This window comes from Kocuria sp., from assembly GCF_030538595.1.
Classification (GTDB): domain Bacteria; phylum Actinomycetota; class Actinomycetes; order Actinomycetales; family Micrococcaceae; genus Kocuria.
The window spans coordinates 98,167-118,719 of sequence record NZ_JAUNTS010000008.1; the positions used below are offsets into that span (position 1 = coordinate 98,167).

Annotated in this window: 18 protein-coding genes and 1 riboswitch; of the genes, 3 read left to right on the top strand and 15 right to left on the bottom strand. The window is 61.9% G+C overall.

The features are described 5' to 3' along the window. Window positions 1-74: 74 nt before the first annotated feature. Genes Q4G32_RS08460 through Q4G32_RS08470 form a run of 3 tightly spaced genes read right to left on the bottom strand, consistent with a single transcriptional unit; the run spans window position 75 to window position 2,682 of the window. Window positions 75-731: a methionine ABC transporter permease gene (locus Q4G32_RS08460; protein ID WP_303350668.1), complete on the bottom strand. Its 657-nt coding sequence runs from the start codon at window positions 729-731 to the stop codon at window positions 75-77. Next, window positions 728-1,810, bottom strand: a complete 1,083-nt coding sequence (locus Q4G32_RS08465; protein ID WP_303350669.1) for a methionine ABC transporter ATP-binding protein — start codon at window positions 1,808-1,810, stop codon at window positions 728-730. The genes Q4G32_RS08460 and Q4G32_RS08465 overlap by 4 nt, the downstream gene beginning before the upstream one ends. Continuing rightward, complete coding sequence (locus Q4G32_RS08470; RefSeq protein WP_303350670.1) at window positions 1,807-2,682, bottom strand: MetQ/NlpA family ABC transporter substrate-binding protein; 876 nt, start codon at window positions 2,680-2,682, stop codon at window positions 1,807-1,809. The genes Q4G32_RS08465 and Q4G32_RS08470 overlap by 4 nt, the downstream gene beginning before the upstream one ends. 81 nt (window positions 2,683-2,763) lie before the next feature. Further along, window positions 2,764-2,877: riboswitch (SAM riboswitch) on the bottom strand. Window positions 2,878-3,173: 296 nt separating this feature from the next. On the opposite strand from Q4G32_RS08470, the gene pflB reads away from it, so the two are divergent. Both pflB and pflA read left to right on the top strand, forming a co-directional pair. Continuing rightward, window positions 3,174-5,453 (top strand): formate C-acetyltransferase, encoded by a 2,280-nt coding sequence (pflB, locus tag Q4G32_RS08475; protein ID WP_303350671.1) that lies wholly within the window; start codon window positions 3,174-3,176, stop codon window positions 5,451-5,453. 19 nt (window positions 5,454-5,472) lie between these two features. After that, a complete protein-coding gene (gene pflA, locus Q4G32_RS08480) occupies window positions 5,473-6,435 on the top strand; it encodes a pyruvate formate-lyase-activating protein (RefSeq protein WP_303350672.1) in 963 nt (320 codons plus the stop codon). A gap of 146 nt (window positions 6,436-6,581) precedes the next feature. On the opposite strand, the gene Q4G32_RS08485 is transcribed toward pflA, so the two are convergent. Next, complete coding sequence (locus Q4G32_RS08485) at window positions 6,582-8,075, bottom strand: LssY C-terminal domain-containing protein (RefSeq protein ID WP_303350673.1); 1,494 nt, start codon at window positions 8,073-8,075, stop codon at window positions 6,582-6,584. 96 nt (window positions 8,076-8,171) lie between these two features. Here Q4G32_RS08485 and Q4G32_RS08490 point away from each other — a divergent pair, with 96 nt between their 5' ends. After that, window positions 8,172-9,368 (top strand): carbamoyl-phosphate synthase large subunit, encoded by a 1,197-nt coding sequence (locus tag Q4G32_RS08490; protein WP_303350674.1) that lies wholly within the window; start codon window positions 8,172-8,174, stop codon window positions 9,366-9,368. 80 nt (window positions 9,369-9,448) lie between these two features. Here Q4G32_RS08490 and Q4G32_RS08495 read toward each other — a convergent pair whose 3' ends face one another. The 11 genes from Q4G32_RS08495 to rpsB form a co-directional block, all read right to left on the bottom strand. Then, complete coding sequence (locus Q4G32_RS08495) at window positions 9,449-10,645, bottom strand: alpha/beta fold hydrolase (protein WP_303350675.1); 1,197 nt, start codon at window positions 10,643-10,645, stop codon at window positions 9,449-9,451. 192 nt (window positions 10,646-10,837) lie between these two features. Further along, window positions 10,838-12,079 (bottom strand): 1-deoxy-D-xylulose-5-phosphate reductoisomerase, encoded by a 1,242-nt coding sequence (gene dxr / locus Q4G32_RS08500; RefSeq protein ID WP_303350720.1) that lies wholly within the window; start codon window positions 12,077-12,079, stop codon window positions 10,838-10,840. Between the two features lie 329 nt (window positions 12,080-12,408). Beyond that, complete coding sequence (locus tag Q4G32_RS08505; RefSeq protein WP_303350676.1) at window positions 12,409-12,681, bottom strand: GlsB/YeaQ/YmgE family stress response membrane protein; 273 nt, start codon at window positions 12,679-12,681, stop codon at window positions 12,409-12,411. A gap of 326 nt (window positions 12,682-13,007) precedes the next feature. Further along, window positions 13,008-14,636, bottom strand: a complete 1,629-nt coding sequence (locus tag Q4G32_RS08510) for a solute symporter family protein (RefSeq protein ID WP_441327482.1) — start codon at window positions 14,634-14,636, stop codon at window positions 13,008-13,010. 12 nt (window positions 14,637-14,648) lie between these two features. Beyond that, on the bottom strand, window positions 14,649-15,038 hold the full coding sequence (locus tag Q4G32_RS08515; RefSeq protein WP_303350678.1) for a DUF485 domain-containing protein: 390 nt from the start codon (window positions 15,036-15,038) through the stop codon (window positions 14,649-14,651). 185 nt (window positions 15,039-15,223) lie between these two features. Continuing rightward, window positions 15,224-15,826, bottom strand: a complete 603-nt coding sequence (locus Q4G32_RS08520) for a DivIVA domain-containing protein (protein WP_303350679.1) — start codon at window positions 15,824-15,826, stop codon at window positions 15,224-15,226. Window positions 15,827-15,914: 88 nt separating this feature from the next. Continuing rightward, window positions 15,915-16,781: a phosphatidate cytidylyltransferase gene (locus Q4G32_RS08525; protein WP_303350680.1), complete on the bottom strand. Its 867-nt coding sequence runs from the start codon at window positions 16,779-16,781 to the stop codon at window positions 15,915-15,917. Then, window positions 16,781-17,302 carry a ribosome recycling factor gene (gene frr / locus Q4G32_RS08530; RefSeq protein WP_303350721.1) on the bottom strand — a complete coding sequence of 174 codons (522 nt, stop codon included), beginning with the start codon at window positions 17,300-17,302 and terminating at the stop codon, window positions 16,781-16,783. Before frr ends, Q4G32_RS08525 begins: the two co-directional genes overlap by 1 nt. A 193-nt stretch (window positions 17,303-17,495) precedes the next feature. Further along, a complete protein-coding gene (pyrH, locus tag Q4G32_RS08535) occupies window positions 17,496-18,269 on the bottom strand; it encodes a UMP kinase (RefSeq protein ID WP_303350681.1) in 774 nt (257 codons plus the stop codon). A 215-nt stretch (window positions 18,270-18,484) separates the two neighbouring features. Continuing rightward, window positions 18,485-19,315 (bottom strand): translation elongation factor Ts, encoded by an 831-nt coding sequence (tsf, locus tag Q4G32_RS08540; protein ID WP_303350682.1) that lies wholly within the window; start codon window positions 19,313-19,315, stop codon window positions 18,485-18,487. Window positions 19,316-19,507: 192 nt separating this feature from the next. Next, window positions 19,508-20,398: a 30S ribosomal protein S2 gene (gene rpsB / locus Q4G32_RS08545; protein WP_303350683.1), complete on the bottom strand. Its 891-nt coding sequence runs from the start codon at window positions 20,396-20,398 to the stop codon at window positions 19,508-19,510. Window positions 20,399-20,553: the final 155 nt, after the last annotated feature.

Consider the following 20,553-nt stretch of genomic DNA (forward strand, 5'->3'; position numbering starts at 1 on the left):
ACCTCAAGCGAAGCAGTCCAAGGAAGGGGCCCGTCGTCGTCATGACGTGGCCGCTCAGGCCAGATCAGCCAAACTCAGCGGCGCATGATTTTCCGCGCCAGGGAGTTGCCGAAGAACTGGACCAGTTGCACCAGGACAATGATCACGGCGACGGCGGCCCAGGTCACCTCATCGTTGAACCGCTGGTAGCCCAGGCGCAAGGCAAAGTCGCCCAGACCACCGGCGCCGATGGCACCGGCCATGGCGGACATGTCCGTGACGCCGATGACCAGGAAGGTGTAACCCAGCACCAGGGGTCCGAGGGCCTCGGGCAGGATCACCGTGGTGATGATCTTGGGCCGGGAGACACCCATGGAGCGGGCGGCTTCCACCACACCGGGGTCCACGGACATCAGGTTCTGTTCCACAATGCGCGCCACGGCAAACACGGCGGCAATGGACATGGCAAAGATCGCGGCATTTTGCCCCAGGCGGGTACCGATCACGGAGTCCGTCAGGGGGCCCAGTGCGGCCAGCAAGATGATGAACGGGATGGGCCGAACAAAATTGACCACCAGGTTGATCGCGGTGTTCACCGCCCGGCTGGCGTACAAGTTCCCCGGGCGAGTGACGTAGAGGGCCACGCCAAAGAACAAACCGATCAGTCCGGCAATCACCATGGTCACGGAGACCATGTAGAGAGTCTGCCCAATGGCAGTCAGCAGTTGCGGACCCAAAACGGACCAGTTCATGCTGAAACCTCCTTCACGGTACTCAGTTGACCCAGGGCTGCGATGGTTTCCTCCACGGCATGGGGTTCACCAGCCAGGTCCAGGGTCAGTGATCCAAAGGACTGCTTCTGCAGCACGGAGACCCCACCGAACACAATGCGGAAGTTCACCCCGCGCGCGGCCGCAGCGGAGAGCACCGAGCCAACATCAACGCCGTCGCGGATCTCGACGACGATCAGCCGGCCCTGACTGTGCTGGCTCAGATAAGCCAGTTCTTCCGGATCGGGTTCATCGTGACTGACGGTGGAGACAAAACGCCTTGCGGTTTCGGTTTCCGGGGTGGAGAAGATCCGCGCGGTGGGGCCTTCTTCAATCACTCGTCCGCTGTCCATGACGGCAACGCGGTCCGCGATGGAGCGCACCACATCCATTTCATGGGTGATGAGCACCACGGTGATTCCGAACTCCCGGTTGGCCCGGCGCAGCAGACCCAGAACTTCCTGGGTGGTGTCCGGGTCCAATGCAGATGTGGATTCGTCAGCCAGCAGGATCTTGGGCTGGGCAGCCAGCGCACGGGCAATGCCCACGCGCTGTTTCTGCCCACCGGAAAGCTGCTCAGGATAGTTCCCGGCGCGCTCCGTGAGTCCCACAAATTGCAGCAGCTCAGCCACGCGTTCCTTGCGCTTGGCCTTGCTCCATCCGGCCCGGATCAGCGGGTACTCCACGTTGCCGGCCACAGTGCGGGAAGTGAACAGGTTGAACTGCTGGAAGATCATGCCGATGTCACGGCGGATGGGTGCCAGCTGATCCTCGCTGCGGCCATCCACGCGGTGACCGTCCACCTGGATGGTGCCGCTGGTGGCAGGCTCCAAGCCGTTGATCATGCGCACCAGCGTGGACTTGCCCGCCCCGGAGTACCCGATCACGCCGTAGATTTCACCGCGACGGATTTCCAAGGTGACATCCTCCACGGCCGTCACCTCCCGGCGCCCCTTGCCCTTGCCGGTCACGAATGTCTTGGTCGCGTTCTCAAAACGAACAATGACCTCAGCATCCTCACCCGGCCGGGACAAGGGGTTTTCCGTCTCCACGGAGGTCACTGCTGCAGGTCCGCTTGGTAGTCGGCCAAGATCTGGTCCAGCTGCTCCCGAGGCAAGTCCAGGGACACGGCGGTGTCGCGGGACTCCTCAGCTTCAGCTGCCAGAACGGAATCCGTGTGGAAGAGGTCGGCAACCTTGTTCAGGGTTTCGTCGTCAGCATTGGCTCCCGTGGTGGTGAACAAGTTTACGTAGGGGTAGGAGCTTTCCTCCCCCACACCGTCCTCGGCCAGGGCGTCCTCCGCATTCAGATCAGCGCGCTCCAGGAAGTCGTTGTTGACCACGGACGCAGCCACGGAGTCCAAGGAGAGCACGGTCTGCTCAGCAGAGACCGAGGTCACCCGCACCTTGGAGTTTTCTGTGTCCACGTCATTTTCGGTAGGAGCGGTGGTGTCGGAGGTGAACTGCACCAGGTCGTTGGCCTCCAGCAGCAGCAGTGCCCGGGTCTGGTTGATGGAGTCGTTCGGAATGGCGATCTCGTCACCATCCTGGATCTGGTCCAGGGAGTCGTACCGGTTGGAGTAAATGCCCATGGGGTAGATGGAAGTGGAGACGATCGGCACCACGTCCTCACCGGAGTTGTTCCGGTAATCGGCCAAGTAAGCGATGTGCTGGAAACGAGCAATGTCAATGTCGCCGTTGACCGTGGCCGGGTTCACCTGGCTGTAGTCGCCAAATTCGCGCAGTTCCACCGTGATTCCTTCTTCGGCAGCTGCATCAACGATGGCCTGGTCCACGGGAGAGGAGCCGATCACGCCCAGGGTGATCACGCCGTCGTCGTACGGGGCTGCGTTGTCATCGGAACCACCGCAAGCGGCCAGGGTGAGGCCCAAGATGGTGGTGACGGCCAGTGCGGAAACTCGGTAAGCGCGCATGGGAGGGTGTGCCTTTCATTCGTGATGCGTGGGTCTGGACCCGCGCGCACACCATGAATCATCCCGTGAGGATTGGGCGCGATTCCGTGCTTGCCACAGGTCCGTTGACCGGAGCCGGATGTTCATCTGGGGCACCCCACCACGTGAGAGGGTTGCCGCCCGGCCAGCCAGAGCTTGTCGCCGGGACTCGTCATCCATTGCCCGGAATCCTAGCATTGGCGCCGCACCTTGGTGGAGACCGCCCACGAATTCCGTAACCCGTGAGCGCAATCTCACACCGCCATCACAATCGGGTTCTGTGCGCTCTGCGCACGCGCTAAACACACACGAACACACATGTTCACCAAGAAATCCACTGCAACCGGCCCGTCTCTTCGTGCCCCCTTCCGTAGCGTTTCAGGAGGAATGTGGGGGCGCGTCTACACCCAGGGGCAACCTCACCAACGCTGCCGGAGTCACCGCTGGACTCCGGTCATGTCAGGAGGAGCACCATGACCGCCCAGACCACTGACCGCTTGATCAACGACGATCAATTCGGACCTGACGCCACCCCATGGCGAGGTTTTACCGAAGGTCCGTGGCAGGACGGCGTTGACCTCCGCGATTTCATCCAGCGCAATTACACCCCCTACGACGGCGACTCCTCCTTCCTAGCAGGTCCCACCGCCCGCACCACGGGCATCTGGGAGCAATTGCTGGCCATGTTCCCTGCCGAGCGGGAGAAGGGCGTCTACGACGTCGATCCCCTGACGCCGTCCACCATCACCTCCCACAAGCCCGGCTACATCAACGCCGAACAAGAGATCATTGTGGGCTTGCAGACCGACGCCCCGTTGAAGCGCGCCATCATGCCCAACGGCGGCTGGCGGATGGTCAAAACCTCCCTGCAAACCTACGGGTACCCCGTGGATGAGGGTCTGGACAAGGTCTTCACCACCTACCGCAAGACCCACAACGACGGCGTCTTTGACGTCTACTCCCCCAATGTCCGGGCTGCCCGTTCCTCCCACGTTGTGACCGGTCTGCCCGATGCTTACGGTCGCGGACGCATCATCGGCGATTACCGCCGAGTGGCCCTGTACGGCGTCGATGCTCTGGTGGAGGCCAAGAAGCGCGAGCGCGCGGAACTGGACCTCTACGGGGCAGATGAAAAGGTCATCCGCGAGCGCGAGGAGAACTCTGAGCAGATCCGCGCCCTGCGGGAGTTGCAGGAGATGGCGGCTTCTTACGGTTTTGACATCTCCCGCCCTGCTGCCAATGCCACGGAAGCCGTACAGTGGCTCTACTTTGCCTACCTGGGTGCGGTCAAGGAACAGAACGGTGCGGCCATGTCCTTTGGCCGGAACACCGCGTTCCTGGACGTCTACTTTGCCCGTGACCTGGCTGAGGGCACTCTGACGGAGTCGGAGATCCAGGAAATCGTGGATGACCTGGTGATCAAGCTGCGCATTGTGCGCTTCCTGCGCACCCCGGAGTACGACCAGCTGTTCTCCGGTGATCCCACCTGGGTCACCGAATCCATTGGCGGCATGGGTGCCGACGGCCGGACCTTGGTCACCAAGACCTCCTTCCGGTTCCTGCAGACTCTCTACAACTTGGGCCCCGCTCCGGAACCGAATCTGACGGTGTTCTGGTCGGCTGACCTGCCGGAAGGCTTCAAACGGTTCTGCGCCCAGGTCTCCATTGACACCTCCGCCATTCAGTTTGAATCTGACGAGCTGATCCGCAGCGCCTGCGGGGATGACGCCGCCATTGCGTGCTGCGTGTCCCCCATGACGGTGGGTAAGCAGATGCAGTTTTTTGGCGCCCGCGTGAACGTGGCCAAGTCCCTGCTGTACGCGATCAACGGTGGCCGGGATGAGGTTTCGGGTAAGCAAGTAGCCCCCGAATCTCCCGTGGTTGCCGGTGACGTCCTGGACTTCGACGACGTCTGGGAAAAGTTCTTGGTGCTGCTGGACTGGCTGGCTGCCACGTATGTGGAAGCACTGAACTGCATCCACTACATGCACGACAAGTACGCCTACGAGCGCTTGGAGATGGCCCTGCATGACCGCAATGTGCTGCGCACCATGGCCTGCGGCATTGCCGGGCTGTCCGTGACCACGGATTCTTTGTCTGCGATCAAGTACGCCACCGTACGCCCGGTGCGTGATGAAACGGGTCTGGTGGTGGATTACCAGGTGGAGGGCGACTTCCCCACCTACGGCAACGACGACGACCGCGCGGATGACATTGCGGTGAAGATCGTCCACGAGTTCATGGAACGCGTGCGCCGGCACCCCACCTACCGGGATGCCGTGCACACCCAGTCCGTGCTGACCATCACCTCCAACGTGGTCTACGGCAAGGCCACCGGCAACACTCCTGACGGGCGCCGCACCGGTGAGCCCTTTGCTCCGGGGGCCAATCCGTCCAATGGTCGGGACACCCACGGCATGTTGGCCTCCGCCCTGTCCGTGGCCAAATTGCCCTTCGATGAAGCCATGGACGGCATCTCCCTGACCAACACGGTGGTTCCCTCCGGACTTGGCCGCACCAAGGACGAACAGGTCACCAACCTGGTGGGTCTGCTGGACGCCCAGAACGTCTCCGACGGCTACCACATGAACGTCAACGTGCTGAATCAGGAAACCTTGGAAGATGCCATGGAGCATCCGGAGAACTATCCGCAGCTCACCGTGCGGGTCTCCGGGTACGCCGTGAACTTTGTGCGCCTGACCCGCGAGCAGCAGTTGGACGTGCTCTCCCGCACGTTCCACGATCGCATCTGAGATCGGTCCCAGTCACCACATGCCAGGTACACGAACTACTCACCCCCGGTTTGCGCCGTCGGAGGGATCGGTGGCGGCCATGCGCCCCACCGCACCCACTGCCGCGGTGCAGCCGACCGCTCTGCCGCGCCCCCGACGTCGTGGTGCCGCCGATGGACTGCCCGAAACACTGGGCGACCTCCACCGGGAACTCCTGCCGCTGGACGACGACGGCCGACCCCTGCACCATGAAAAGGTCCAGGCTCTACACGCCGGGCTCATGGGTTCCATCCACTCGTGGGAGTTGGTCACGGCGGTGGACGGTCCTGGTACCCGCATGACCGTGTTTCTCTCCGGTTGTCCGCTGCAATGCCTGTACTGCCACAACCCGGACACCATGCAGCTGAAAAACGGCACGTTGCAGTCGGCGGAGGAAGTGCTCAAGAGGATCAAGCGCTACCGCAAGATCTTTGATGCCACCGGCGGTGGGCTGACCATTTCCGGTGGTGAACCGCTGTTCCAGCACCAGTTCGTGCGCCGGATTTTGCGCGGCGCCAAGGAGATGGGCGTGCACACCGCGCTGGACACGTCCGGGTTCTTGGGCCGGGTTGCTGATGACGAACTGCTGGCGGACGTTGACCTGGTTCTGCTGGATGTGAAGTCCGGAGATGAGGACACCTATCGGAACACCACCGGCCGGGCGTTGGCTCCCACCGTGACGTTCGGGGATCGGCTGGCAGCCATGGGCAAGCCTCTGTGGATTCGATTCGTGCTGGTCCCGGGCCTCACGGATGCACCGGAGAACATTGAGGCCGTTGCTGAGATCGTGGCTCGGTGGGGCTCCGTGCAGCGCGTGGAGGTGTTGCCGTTTCACAACATGGGTCAGGACAAGTGGGCAGCGCTGGGACTGAACTATTCGCTGGAAGGTGTGCAGCCGCCGTCGTTGGAATCCACGGAAGCTGCCCGTGAAATCTTCCGGGCGCGGGGCCTCACGGTTTACTGACCCTTGAGCCAGTCTGTGGACTCCGCCTGCTGCGCCCAGTGCGCAGTTTTGAGCCTGCTGAGGCCGCCCTGGCGCCGAGTGCGCAATTGTGTGGCCCCTGAATGACTCAGGAGCCACACAATTGCGCATCCGATGTGGAGAGAGCCTTATCCGAGCAGGGCTCTGCCAGGGGGTGCTGCGCCAGCCGGCCCTGCGCCAGAAACCGGGTGAACCCACTTACGTGCAGATTGAGAGGTCATGGCGATCACCACGATGACCGACACTCCGGCGTTGATGAGCTCCATCCACGGCGCGGGCCCGCCCGTGGCTCCGGTGACCGCTGCCAACCGGATGGCCGCATCACCAACGCTGATGGCCACCAGGATCAGCCGTGCCCAGGAATTGCGCCTGAGGACTGCTGTCAACAGAGCTGCAAGAACCAGAACAGCCATCCAATAACAGCTCAGGAGTAACCACTGCGGCCAATTCGGGGTGAGTCCGGGAAGCAATACCACTGCGGTTCCCTCACGGTGGAGAGCAGTTGTGTGCCACACGTCTGCTGTCCACCGCACCAGCAGGATGGCCGCACTCACGATCAACGGGACGGGTGGGATCCGAAGCCGCGGCACCCTCAAGTCGGAGCTCTGAATGAGCCTCGGTTCCCGCGCTACCTGCTGGTTGCTGTATTCCTCATCATCTGCACTGCTGTATTCCTCGCCTGGACTGTGCGGTTGTGAGGCGGATATTGCACCGCGGCCACTGTCCGTATGCCGTCTGGCAGTCATGTCCGCCAGAGCCACACGGCCATCAGATTCCAGGTTGTCTCCCCCGCCATTTCGGGTGTGAAACGGGACTCCCACGTCCAGGAGTGACCACTGCGCAGCTGGGGTGGATTGCTCCACCATGGCAACCATGTAATCGCGTTCAGCATCAATGTCCGCATCAACTTTGTGCGTCACCTGCATGGTGAACAGCGAAAATCCAATTCCCCGGTCAAAGGTTGCAGCCGCTACCCAATCCACTGGATGTCCCCCGGGCAATCTCCACCCGGTCGGTGCTCTCCAGAGGCGAATGTGGTGCCGTTGGCTAGTGGTGTGGCCCACCAACCGCTGAAAAGCAAGGTCTTGGGGCCGTCCGAACAGCTCCAAGGTGGAGACCGGAGCTGATGGGTAAGAGCGGCGAGTCAATGTGGCCACGATCATTTTCAGCGTTGACCGGGTGTCCAACGGGTCAGCTTCAATCCATCCAGCAGCGCTCAATGCTGATCGCAAACTCTCTGGTGAACCACAAAACGCCATGTTGACAGGATCCCCCAGAATGCCAATGTCTGTCCGGGTTCGCCCCATGTAATAGTCCGGTAAGTACAACTGGGCCAAAACTTCGTGAATGCGTGGCAAGGACACATAACTGAGGACAGCCCAGAATGGGATGAGCAAAAGCAGCCGGCTGGTGTTCCCCGCGGAAATGTCCAGGACGCACACCACCGCCAACCACGCCGCCAGGATGCCGCCCATCAGCAGAAGCACAGTATCCAGCACCTCATTGCGGCGTAGTCGCAGCCGACGCCGCGCTACCCGGCCGCTGGATACATAGCGGACAGGAACCGGGTGGGCGGATGTCTCCGGCCCATCTGCTCCCTGCGTCTCAGATTCGGCTGCCATCCAAGTACCTTATCCACCGGGCAGCATCAGCGGGGCTGTTTCCGTGCATCTGGATGGTGACTAGTGTGGTGAGGGCCAATAGATCAGAGGAGAGCCATGAGAGTACTCGTCACCAGTTCCCGCAATACCTTCGCCCTGGACATGGTGCGCAAGTTGGCGGAAGCAGGCCACACAGTCTTCACTTCCGACACCTACGACGGCGCCATTGGCAACCATTCCCGTTATGTCACAGCTCACCTGGTCACTGCATCACCCACGTTTGAAACCGACCAGTTCATGGCGGACATCAATCAAGCGATTGTGGATCATGACCTGGACGCAATCCTCCCCACCTTTGAGGAGGCGTTCTACCTGGCGGCCCGCCGTGAGGAACTTCCCCACAATGTTCGCCTCTACACGGGCAGCTTTGAGCAGCTTGCCCGATTGCACGACAAAGACACCTTCCAAGGCATTGCAGCGGCAGCGGGGGTACCTGCCCCGGAGACCACCATGGCCACCGATGATGAATCTTTGCGGGCGGCCACGGAAAAGTATCCGCATTACTTTGCCCGTGCTGCCTTCTCCCGCGGGGGCGTAGCTCTGCTCACCAACACGGGGCCGTTGGCCGGCAATCTGAAAATCACGGACGTGCACCCGACTCCGGAGCAACCTTGGCTGGTTCAACCGTTTGTCCAAGGCCCCATGGTGTGTTCTTACTCCACGCTGATTGACGGCGTGGTGACGGCCCACTCCACGTACCGGGCACCTGAGCAGTGGGCACACAGCACAGGCATTGAGTTCCAGGCCGTGGACTCCACCAAAACTCTGGAGTATGCCCAGAAAATTGCCCGGGAAATTGGCCCCTACACGGGGCAGTTGTCTTTCGATTACGTGGACAACGACGGCGATTTCTCCATCATCGAGTGCAATCCGCGCACCACCAATGGTTCGGTTTTGATGACGGCCCAGCAACTCTCCGACGGCTTGACCAAGCCTGGTTCGGGTCCATCCGTTGTGGCCCCCGGCAAAACTGTGGAGCTGACTCCGGCCGTGATCTTGGAGGGATTCCGGGAGCCACTGCGGCACATGCCCGTGGAGATTCACGATCTCATCCACGGCAAGGATCTAGGTGCAGGCTGGCATGACCCGACCGCCATGTTGTGGGCCCCAGCTTCGGTCCTGCACGGGTTGAAATTGGCGCGCGGCCATCATGAGAAGGCACTGGCAGCGCTGGGCGGAGACATTGTGTGGGACGGTCAGCCCATCACAGGAATGTCCCAGGAGGCCGCCTCGGTTTTGGCCGGTCTCCACTGAAATCCATGATGTGCGATTCATGCCCGTGGTAGCTGGGTCATGACCGAGATAGCTGGGTCATGACCGAGATAGCCGCGCCGTTACGGTAATAACCGTGCGGCTAGGGTCACCGCGCGCGTCAAACTTGCGGTAGCTCCGCGGGGTGAGCCCCACCGGGGAGAGTCGCGGCTCATGTCTGGGCTGTTCAACTCCCCCCGGTGGGCACGTTCCATGATGTGCACGGCGGCATCAGGATGTGCTTCCAAGATGCTGTGCCCCACCGGTAGATCAATCTCCGTAGCTGCGGGCAGAAGTTGAGTGATGCGGCGGGCCACCGGCGGCGGTGTGCGCAGGTCATACTCACCGCTGACCACCAACGTTGGCCAGGAAAAGTCCCGGTAGTGATCATTGAGGTCATAAGGCTCACCACTGAACTCCGGGTATTGTCCCGCCGAGCTTGCATAGACCAGCGCTGTGTCCAAGGGTGCACCGTCCGGCACAGGACCATAGTTGAGTTCGCGGAAAGCCAGTGTGGCCACCACGTCAAACTCATAGAGGAAACGCCACCCGTGACCGCTGGAGTTCTCACGCCCTGCATACGCGTTGAGTAAGCTCCAGGCAGTTTTACCCCGGCCCTTCAAATGGGCATCGGCCACGCTCAGTGCCAGGTCCGGCCCTCCGAGTTCAAATGCGGCACGGAGAACAACCACCGTTCGGGTGTCAGGAACAGACCCGGCGCAGATTTCCCGCACCTTGGCCGCCAAGGCGGGGGTTCCCGGTGTTTTCCCTTCCCACAGCACCTCACGGAGATTGGCTCGCTCAAATATGGGATCCTGCCCAGAGGTTATGGGCGAGTCCAACACCATGGAGTGAACTCTCTGCGGATACTGCACGCCCAAGCCCCCGGCAAGATAACTGCCGTAGGAGCTTCCGTAAACAATGACCTGGTCAATGCCCTCAGCTGTCATCACTGCTTGCAGATCAGCCAATACGGCTCCCACCGTCATGGCAGATCCAGGCAATACCCCGCCACGTATATCCTTGCGGGAGAACCCGACACCGCGGTGTTCAACCATGAGCAGATCAAGTCCGCGCCGGGCGGCACGGCGTCGTAGTCCTCGGTAGGGCAGACCACTGGCCAAACCCGGTCCACCGGGGATCACCAGGATGGGAGTGTTTGACGGCGGCCCGGTCCGAAAGTAGGTGAGATCAAATTCCGGGGTGGCGGTCTCCGCTGGTCGCCGCAATCGTCGCAGTCCGGGAATCAGATGATCAGCCGGCTTGAGTGCAGATTTCACAGTTCACATGCTCCTGAGCCCGCCCCGGCCCCGACTGTGCAGTTCTGGGGCACCTGAGTGTTGTCCGTTCGTCGAGTGCGCATTTTTGTGGCCCCTGAAGCCGCACTGGTACCGAGTTCGCAATTGTGTGCCCCCTGAATCACTCAGAGGCCACACAATTGCGAACTCGACGCCAACGTAGGGTCCGGTAGGTCAGCCGGCCAAAATCTCATCGGCCCGGGTCCGGGCCCAGCGTTCGGCCTCCAAGACAGTGGCCAAGGTGAGTTCACTGCTGGGTTCGTGCTCTTGCACCACCTGCGCCACGGTGTCCACGATGCCTGTGAAGCCGATCCGCCCCGCGTGAAAAGCCAACACAGCCTGCTCGTTGGCCGCGTTGAACACAGCCGGTGTGGTAGGGCTTTTGGCTGCGGCCTTCTTGATCAGTTCAACGGCTGGGAAGGCCACGGTATCCAGCGGCTCAAACTCCCAGGTGGCAGCAGTGGACCAGTCACACGGCGTGGCCGCACCCGGTACCCGGTGCGGCCATCCCAGCCCCAAAGCAATGGGCAAGCGCATGTCCGGTGGTGAAGCCTGGGCGAGTGTGGATCCGTCCGTGAACTGCACCATGGAATGCACCACGGATTGCGGGTGCACCACCACATCAATGTGATCCAGCGGCACATCGAACAAGAGGTGGGCCTCCAGAACTTCCAGGGCTTTGTTGACCATGGAGGCGGAGTTGGTGGTCACCATCAGACCCATGTCCCACGTGGGATGGGCCAGGGCATCCTGGGGTGCGACGTCCTGCAATTGTTCGCGGGTGCGGCCCCTGAATGGGCCACCGGAGGCAGTCAGAATCAACCGGTCCACCTCTTGGTGGCTGCCGGAACGCAGAGCTTGCGCCAGCGCGGAATGCTCCGAATCCACCGGAATCAGCGGATCAGCGTGTGCGGAGGCGGCCACAGCCTCCTGAATGAGCGCTCCGCCTGCAATCAGGGATTCCTTGTTGGCCAGTGCCAGCAACTTATTCGCTGCCAGCGCCGCCAAGGTGGGGGCCAGCCCGATGGAGCCGGTGATCCCGTTGAGCACCAGATCGGCGTCCTCCGCCGTGGCAGCCTGGGTGGCGGCATCCGGTCCATGAACGACGACGGGGCGGTACTCACCTTCCGTACCCGGAGCATGCGGGGCACCTGCGGCGCGTGCTTCTACCTGAGCGGACTCGATCAAAGCGGTGAGGCGAGCGGCGTCCTCTGTTCCCCCACTGGTGGCCACCAACTGCGCCCCTGTTTCCACGGCCTGCTGTGCCAGCAATTCCAGGTTGGAGCTACCGGCTGCCAGCGCTACCACCTGGAAAACGTCCTGCCCGGAGTCCTCGCGCGCCTTGCGGACCACATCAAGTGCCTGGGTCCCGATGGACCCCGTTGAACCCAGGACGCTGATCCAGCGGGGGGCCACCGCCAGGAGTTCTGCCCATGGTGACCGCTGACTGCTGCTGGCTGTTGGTGCGCTCTGACTCATGGTCCCAGTATGGGCCAGAGGGCTCGGGACACGACAACGCCCGGCTCTCCTGAGAAACGGACCCCGAGCAGAGCAGCCCGGGCAAGACCGGGACTCGCCACAAAACGACAACGCCCGGCCCTCCTGAAACGGGCCCCAACGAGCCCGTCCGCGGAAGACCGGGTCTCACCGCAAAACGACGACGCCCGGCCCTCCCGAAGCGGACGTCAAGCGAAGCAGTCCGAGGGAGGGCCGGGCGTCGTCGTTGCAGCGCCTACAGCCGAAAGTCAGCGACCGGCGCCGCGGCGACCGGTGAGGAGGCCCCAGACGAAGAGCACGACGAGGGCACCGACGGTGGCGATAACCAGGGACATGATGATGCCGCTTTCGCCGATGGTCTGTCCTGTGACTGCGGAGAACAAGAAGCCGCCGACGACGGCACCGACGATACCCAGCAGCATGGTGACGATGATGCCACCGCCCTGGTTACCCGGCATGATGAGCTTTGCCAGTGCGCCGGCGATCAAGCCCAGGATGATCCAACCAATGATGGCGAGCATGAGAGTCTCTCTTTCCGTTGGTGACCCCGCTGGTGCGGGGCTGAGGGGGACGGTCCAACAGCCTGCTGATGGCTGCCGGTTACCAGCAGATTACAAGACCACTGACAGATTTGCGCGCATACACATGAGAGGTATCTCATGATTGCCACCACATTGTTACCAACGAGTCATGGAAAGGCCCCCGTGGTGCCGGTGTGATCCGGCGCCACGGGGGCCTTGATTTCTGAGCCCAAGGCTCAGAGTGTGAGGCTTCGCTCAACACTGAGCGCAGGCTTCACTCAGTGCTGGTACAGAATCTGCGATCAGTGCTGGTGTGGGAGCTTCGCTCAGTGCTGGACGGGAGCCTCCGCACCCACACCGGTCATGGAGCGAACCTCCATTTCGGCCTGCTTCTCCACGCTCTCCTTGTAGGGATCGGTCTTGGAGCCGATGTAGCCCAGCAAGAACGACGCCGGGATGGAGACCAAGCCCGGGTTGGACAGCGGGAACCAGGAGAAGTCCACGCCCTGGATCATGGAGGTCTCCGCCCCGGACATGACCGGGGAGAAGATGATCAGACCGATGGAGATGATCAAACCGCCATACATGGACCACACCGCACCGCGCGTGGTGAAACCGCGCCAGTACAGCGAGTACAGGATGGTGGGCAGGTTGGCCGATGCTGCGACGGCGAAGGCCAGCGCCACCAGGAATGCCACGTTCTGCCCCTGGGCGCCAATACCTCCCAGGATGGAGACCACACCGATCACCACCACGGTGAGTTTGGCAACTCGCAGCTCTTCCTTGGCGCTGGAGTTACCCTTCTTGATCACGTTCGAGTAGATGTCGTGAGCAAAGGAAGCTGAAGCGGTGATCGCCAAACCGGCCACCACAGCCAGGATGGTGGCGAAAGCCACGGCCGCGATGATGCCCAGCAGCACAGAGCCACCCAGCTCAAAGGCCAGCAGCGGCGCTGCGGAGTTCACGCCACCGGGCGCTGCCAGGATGCGTTCGCTGCCGATCAGGGCGGCGGCAGCAAAGCCCAGCACCAGGGTGAACAGGTAGAACAGGCCGATCAGGGAGATGGCCCAGACCACGGACTTACGGGCTTCCTTGGCGGTGGGCACGGTGTAGAAGCGCATGAGAACGTGAGGCAGACCTGCTGCGCCAAAGACCATGGCCATACCCAGGGACACGAAGTCCAGCTTGGTCCATTCGTTCAAGCCGTAGCGCAGGCCCGGCTCCAGCAGCTTCTGGCCGTCCATGTCAGCACCGGACTGGTTCACCACATTGACTGCTTCTCCCAACATGGAGGAGAAGTTGAAGCCGAACATGGCCAGCGCCCAGATGGTCATGGCACCCACGCCAGTCATCAGCAGCACGGCTTTGATGATCTGCACCCAGGTGGTGCCCTTCATGCCACCGATCAGCACGTACATGATCATGAGCGCACCCACCACAATGATGACCAGCGACTGGCCCCAGCTGGAGGAGATGCCCATGAGCAGGGAGACCAGTGCACCGGCACCGGCCATCTGTGCCAACAGGTAGAAGAAGGTCACGCACAGCGTGGAGGTGGCCGCAGCAATGCGGACGGGGCGCTGACGCAGACGGAAGGACAGCACGTCAGCCATGGTGAACTTGCCGGTGTTACGCAGCGGCTCGGCAATGAGCAGCAGTGCAACCAGCCAGGCCACCAGGAAGCCGATGGAGTACAAGAAGCCGTCGTAACCCTGGAGGGCGATGGCACCCACAATGCCCAGGAAGGATGCTGCCGACAGGTAGTCACCTGCGATGGCCAGACCGTTCTGGGTGCCGGAGAAGGAACGTCCACCGGCGTAGTAGTCAGCTGCCGTGGAGGTGTGCTTTGAAGCTCGCAGCACGACCACCATGGTCACGGCAACGAATGCACCAAAGATCAGCATGTTCAGCCACGGGGCGCCAACGGTTTCCGTGGCTGTTTCGGCGGGAAGCATTACGTTCATGAATCAAGCCCCCTTGCTTGAATGAGCGCCGGTGGAGCCACCGTGGGTTGCGGCGTAGTTGCCGGCTTCCAAGGCTTCACGCAGTTGCTCGGCCTGGGGATCCAGGCTCTTGTTGGCAAAGACCACGTACAGGCCAGTGATGGCAAACGTGGTCACAAATTGCAGCAGGCCAAGGATGATGCCCAGGTTCACGTTGCCGATCACCTGAGTGGACATGAAGTCCGTGGCGTAGATGGAGAGAACCACGTACAGCAGGAACCAGACCAGGAAGAAAATGGTCATGGGAACCACGAATTTGCGGTGCGTGGATCGGAGAGATTGGAACTCCGGGGAGCGCTGGGCTGCCTGGAAGTCCTGGGCCGTTGGTTCGGCCACTGAGGGTTGCTCTGACACGGGAGACCTCTCGTAACGAGCTTAACGTGACAGGTGTCACAGTGTGGACTCGCTCACATTAACCGCATGTTCGCCGTCCACCAACCACCGTTCATCTGATTTCAGCACCGTGTTGCGCAAAAAACGGCGTTCACACTTGTCTGACAAGTGTGAACGCCGTTTTAGACAGGTGCAAAAATTTTGTCTCAGCGCAGGGCCAGAAGCAGCTCCACCAGCTTGTCCAAAAAGGCGTCCACCTGCTGTTCCTCATAGGCCGACTCCCCCGATGCCGGGCCGAACACCGCCGTACGAACCCGATCAGGATGGATTGCATCCGCCGTGCTCAATTCCTCCACGATGGCGTGGCAGAGGGCATCCACATCAACCACTGCGTAGCCGCGTGTGGTGACGCCGGAGGGGCGACGGAAGCGCTGGCCGTCCGGGCGTTCCAATCGACCAAAAATGAGGTCCGACAGTGCCCCCACCTGCTCTTCCCAGGACTCCCGTCCGTGAGCTGTGATGTAGGCGTGGTTTTCCCGTTTGGCCAGGGTGTTTTCCACCGTGTCCAGGGCGGCATCAACCTCCGCTGGTTCATAGCCTCCGCGAGCTCGCCCAAAGATCACCTGGCGCAGTTCGCTGCTGGTCAGTTCCTCCCCAGATTCCGCGCGACTCAGGAACTCGTCCACGTCCTGGGGGTCATACCCCCACCGGCGGCCTTCCACCCGGGAAAACCGCTCGCCGGGGGCGGCAACGACGTCGTCGTCCTGAGTGGAAGTGACTGTGGGTGCGTTGTGGGGGCTTTCGGTCATGGCACGTGCTCCTGGCTGATGACGGAATCTGGTGAGGGGACGGGAGCTGTCAGGTGGAAAACGACTGGATGGAGAAGTGCGGCGCGGATCAGCCTTGCAGGACGCGCAGCAATTCAAAGACCACGTAACCCACGGGGGCCACAAACACAATGGAATCAATGCGGTCCATGACGCCCCCGTGGCCCGGGAGCAAGGTGCCCATGTCTTTGACGCCGATTTCGCGTTTGACCATGGACTCGGCAAAGTCCCCCAGCGCGGCCACCCAGACCAGGAAGAACGCCAGAATGGGTCCGTGCCACCACGGATCACCCAGCATCAGGGGAATCAGCACGGAGGCCAGGACCATGGAACCGAGCATGGACCCCGCAAAACCCTCCCAGGTCTTTTTGGGACTGATCCGCGGTGCCATGGGGTGCTTGCCGAACAACACCCCGGCAAAATAGCCAAAGGTGTCATTGCCAACCGCCATGAGAATCACGATCAGCACCTTGGCCGCACCCTGCTCCGTTTGGAACAGCAGCACCAGCAGAGACAGACACAACGCCACCCACGTCAGGGCAAACAGTGAGCCCATCACGGAGAGCATCATGCCCTGTTTGGGTCCGAACACCCGCACGGAAATGACCACCAGGGAAGCCACCACCGTGGCAATGATCAAAGCCTGTGCGCCACCAAAAAAAGCGGCCATGGGCATGACCAACGCGCTGGCGACTGCGGGGATCACCGGAATCTGGATACCTGCATGCGCCAGGGCACGGCAGACTTCGTACACTCCCAACGCAGCCGCCGCTCCCGCCAGCAGGGCAACCACCGGCGGATAAACGAACAGACCAATTCCCAAAGCCCCCAAAAGCACAACGGCCACGCCGATGGCCGCCGGCAGGTCACGTCCGGCGCGGGATTGTTTGGGGGCGGTGGGCGGTTGAGCCTCAGTGGTGTTCGCGGCGGTTGACATCAGACTTGAAGCAGCTCAGCTTCCTTGTTCTTGAGCAAGGCATCAATCTGCTCCACGTGCTTTTTGGTCTCTGCATCCAGATCCTTCTCAGCGCGTTTGCCTTCGTCCTCCCCGATCTCCCCGTCCTTGACCAGTTTCTCAATGGAGTCCTTGGCCTGGCGGCGCACATTGCGCACGGAGATTCGGGCGTCCTCCGCCTTGGTGTGCACAATCTTGACGTATTCCTTGCGGCGCTCTTCCGTGAGTTCCGGCATGACCACTCGGATCACATTGCCGTCATTGGCCGGATTGGCACCGATGTCCGAATCACGCAGCGCCTTTTCAATATCACCCAAGGCGGCGCGATCGTAGGGGGTGATCAGCAAGGTCCGGGCTTCCGGGCTCTGGAAGGAGGCCAGCTGCTGCAACGGAGTGGGGGCGCCGTAATACTCCACCAGCACGTTGGAGAAAAGGGACGGGTTGGCCCGGCCGGTGCGCACCGCAGCAAACTCCTCGGAGGCATTGTCCACAGCCTTGCCCATGCGGGTCACAACGTCGGACTGGATATCGGAAATCACGGTCTTCTCCTTCGGATGACACCGGGCCCAATGCTCGGTGTCGATTGGTGACGATCATGCGGCACATCCTGGTGCTACCGGTGCTGACAGGCTCCCGGCACACCACAGCCGCGGACACTGGCAGGTAGTCTACCGGCGTCCGCGGCCGTGATGGCGCTCAGACGGTGATGAGCGTACCCAGATCCTCCCCCAGCACCGCGCGGGTGACATTGCCCGGTTCCTGCATCCCGAACACCCGCATGGTCACGTTGTTGTCCCGGCACAGGGAAAACGCCGTTTGATCCATGACGCGAATGTTCTGCGTCAGGGCGTCGTCGTAGGTCAGGAAATCCAGCTTCTTGGCCTCCGGGTTGCTGCGGGGGTCATCCGTGTACACCCCGTCCACGCCATTTTTGCCCACCAAAACTTCATCGGCATTGACCTCCAGGGCGCGCTGCGCCGCCACGGTGTCCGTGGAGAAATACGGGAGCCCCGCACCCGCGCCGAAAATTACCACGCGGTCTTTTTCCATGTGCCGGATGGCACGACGCGGAATGTAGGCCTCAGCAACCTGCTCCATGGAGATGGCCGACTGCACGCGGGTGTCCACACCGCACTGCTCCAAGAAATCCTGGAGAGCCAAGCAGTTCATGACCGTACCCAGCATGCCCATGTAGTCGGCACGGGAACGGTCCATGCCCGCGGTGGAGAGCTCTGCCCCGCGGAAGAAGTTGCCACCGCCCACCACGATCGAGGTTTCCACGGTGCCAACGGTCGCTGCGATCTGCTCGGCAATGTCGCGGACCACGGTGGTGTCCAGCCCCACCTTGCCCCCTCCGAAAACCTCACCGGAGAGCTTGAGGAGGATGCGTCGTCGCCCATTGGGGTGGCCGGCATCCCGGCTGGCCCGGACGGCGTCGTCTTTGATTTCTGACGGGCTGGTGGTCGGCATGAGTGCTCCCAACGTGGACCTACAGTGGATGACCTGCGAACCGGCCCCGCAATCTCCGGGGCGCACGCACGCAGGTGGGCAAACTGGATTCAGCATAGCGGCCCGGCAGTCCATGGCGAGCTTCCGCACCTGCTGAGGCGATACCGCAGATCAGACGACAACACCCCACTGACCGGTGTGGTCAGTGGGGTGTTTGCCCGGTGAAAGCTCAGGAATCAGGAGCCCACGCGGAACCGAGCGAAACCGGTTGCGGTGGCGCCGTTGTCGGCCAGGAACTGGCCCACGGAAACCTTGGAATCCTTGGCAAAGTCCTGATCCACCAGCACCGACTCCTTGTAAAAGCCGTTCATGCGGCCTTCCACAATCTTCGGCAGGATCTTCTCCGGCTTGCCTTCAGCCTTGGCGGTCTCCTCGGCAACGCGCTGCTCGTTGGCAACGGTCTCCGCGGGGACTTCTTCGCGGGAGAGGAAAGACGGGGACATAGCGGCAATGTGCACGGCGACGTCGTGTGCAGCCTCGGTCACGTTCTCACCGTCAACTGCCAACAGCACGCCCACCTGGGCCGGGAGGTCCTTGGAGGTGCGGTGCAGGTAGAGCTCAACGGTCTGACCCTCAACGCGAGCGATGCGGCGAACCACAACCTTCTCACCCAGCAGCGCGCCGGTCTCGGTCACCAGATCGGACACCTTCTGGCCGTCGATTTCGGTGGCCAGAAGGGTGTCCAGGTCGGCAACATCGTTGGCGACGGCAGCGTCCATGACCTTCTCGCCGAACGCAATGAAGGGGTCGGCCTTGGCCACAAAGTCGGTTTCGGAGTTGACCTCAACCAGGTAGCCCTTGCCACCCTCAACGCGACCCACCACAATGCCCTCGGCGGTGGTGCGGCCTTCGCGCTTGGTCACGCCCTTCAAACCCTTGACACGGATGATCTCCAGGGCCTTCTGCTGATCGCCGTCGGCCTCGTCCAGGGCCTTCTTGACGTCGAGCATGCCGGCGCCGGTGCGCTCACGCAGTTCCTTGATGTCCTTGGCGGTGTAGTTCGCCATGTGTCAGCTCCTTGTTCGTTCGTGTCCGCGGTGCAGATGCGCTGACCGCGGGTGTCCCAGGAGGCATGATGCGTTCCTGAAACAAAGAAAAGTTGAACGGAAGGGGACGTGTTGGCACGTCCCGTGATCCCCGAATGCCTCCCCACCTGCACACACGTGTGACAAGTGAGGAGGCAATCCTCGGGGTGAAAATCACTCGGCGGAAGTGGCCTCAGCAACAACCTCAGCGGCCTCCACTGCTTCCTCAGCAGCTTCGGTTTCCTCGACAGCTTCCACTGCCTCCGCGGTGGTCTCAGCTTCGGCGGCAGCCTTCTCAGCGTTGTGCTGTTCCAGCAGCTCGCGCTCCCACTCAGCCATGGGCTCCTCGGCAGCACCTTCAGCGCCACCCTTACCGGAGCGGGCCAACAGACCCTCGGCGACGGCGTCGGCCACCACGCGGGTCAGCAGGTTGACCGAGCGAATGGCGTCGTCGTTGCCCGGGATGGGGAAGGTGACCTCATCGGGATCGCAGTTGGTGTCCAGGATGGCCACCACCGGGATGCCCAGCTTCTGAGCCTCGTCAATGGCCAGGTGCTCCTTCTTGGTGTCAACAATCCACACCATGGAAGGGGTCTTGGTCAGATTGCGGATACCGCCCAGGGTGCGCTCCAGCTTTTCCTTCTCCCGGCGCAGCAGCAGCAGTTCCTTCTTGGTGTATTGCGAACCCGCAACGTCCTCGAAGTCGATCTGCTCCAGTTCCTTCATGCGGTCGATCCGCTTGGAGACGGTCTGGAAGTTGGTCAACATACCGCCCAACCAGCGGTGGTTGACGTAAGGCATGTTCACGCGGGTGGCCTGCTCGGCAATGGCCTCCTGGGCCTGCTTCTTGGTACCCACGAACAGGATGGTGCCGCCGTGTGCCACGGTGGACTTGACGGCCTCGAACGCGCGGTCAATGTAGGACAGCGAGTTCTGCAGGTCAATGATGTAGATGCCGTTGCGCTCGGTGAGGATGAATCGCTTCATCTTCGGGTTCCAGCGGCGGGTCTGGTGGCCAAAGTGCACGCCGCTGTCCAACAGCTGGCGCATGGTGACGACTGGCATGGTCGTTCTCCTTGATGAGATGTGCTCGCGCACCCCTGGTCCGGGGAAACGGAACACGGTTGGTGGTTGTCGGCCTCTTCCGGCGGAAGGACCCCTGGCACGTTGCGGCCGCTGCCCCAAGGCTCAGGGCAGTTTCCACTCACCACCCGCTCTCC

Bases quoted from the DNA above. Each gene is read 5' to 3' on its own strand.
- Q4G32_RS08460 (WP_303350668.1), bottom strand. From the start codon at position 731: ATGAACTGGTCCGTTTTGGGTCCGCAACTGCTGACTGCCATTGGGCAG.
- Q4G32_RS08470 (WP_303350670.1), bottom strand. From the start codon at position 2,682: ATGCGCGCTTACCGAGTTTCCGCACTGGCCGTCACCACCATCTTGGGC.
- pflB (WP_303350671.1), top strand. From the start codon at position 3,174: ATGACCGCCCAGACCACTGACCGCTTGATCAACGACGATCAATTCGGA.
- pflA (WP_303350672.1), top strand. From the start codon at position 5,473: ATGCCAGGTACACGAACTACTCACCCCCGGTTTGCGCCGTCGGAGGGA.
- Q4G32_RS08485 (WP_303350673.1), bottom strand. From the start codon at position 8,075: ATGGCAGCCGAATCTGAGACGCAGGGAGCAGATGGGCCGGAGACATCC.
- Q4G32_RS08490 (WP_303350674.1), top strand. From the start codon at position 8,172: ATGAGAGTACTCGTCACCAGTTCCCGCAATACCTTCGCCCTGGACATG.
- Q4G32_RS08505 (WP_303350676.1), bottom strand. From the start codon at position 12,681: ATGCTCGCCATCATTGGTTGGATCATCCTGGGCTTGATCGCCGGCGCA.
- Q4G32_RS08510 (WP_441327482.1), bottom strand. From the start codon at position 14,636: ATGCTTCCCGCCGAAACAGCCACGGAAACCGTTGGCGCCCCGTGGCTG.
- Q4G32_RS08520 (WP_303350679.1), bottom strand. From the start codon at position 15,826: ATGACCGAAAGCCCCCACAACGCACCCACAGTCACTTCCACTCAGGAC.
- Q4G32_RS08525 (WP_303350680.1), bottom strand. From the start codon at position 16,781: ATGTCAACCGCCGCGAACACCACTGAGGCTCAACCGCCCACCGCCCCC.
- frr (WP_303350721.1), bottom strand. From the start codon at position 17,302: ATGGGCAAGGCTGTGGACAATGCCTCCGAGGAGTTTGCTGCGGTGCGC.
- pyrH (WP_303350681.1), bottom strand. From the start codon at position 18,269: ATGCCGACCACCAGCCCGTCAGAAATCAAAGACGACGCCGTCCGGGCC.
- tsf (WP_303350682.1), bottom strand. From the start codon at position 19,315: ATGGCGAACTACACCGCCAAGGACATCAAGGAACTGCGTGAGCGCACC.
- rpsB (WP_303350683.1), bottom strand. From the start codon at position 20,398: ATGCCAGTCGTCACCATGCGCCAGCTGTTGGACAGCGGCGTGCACTTT.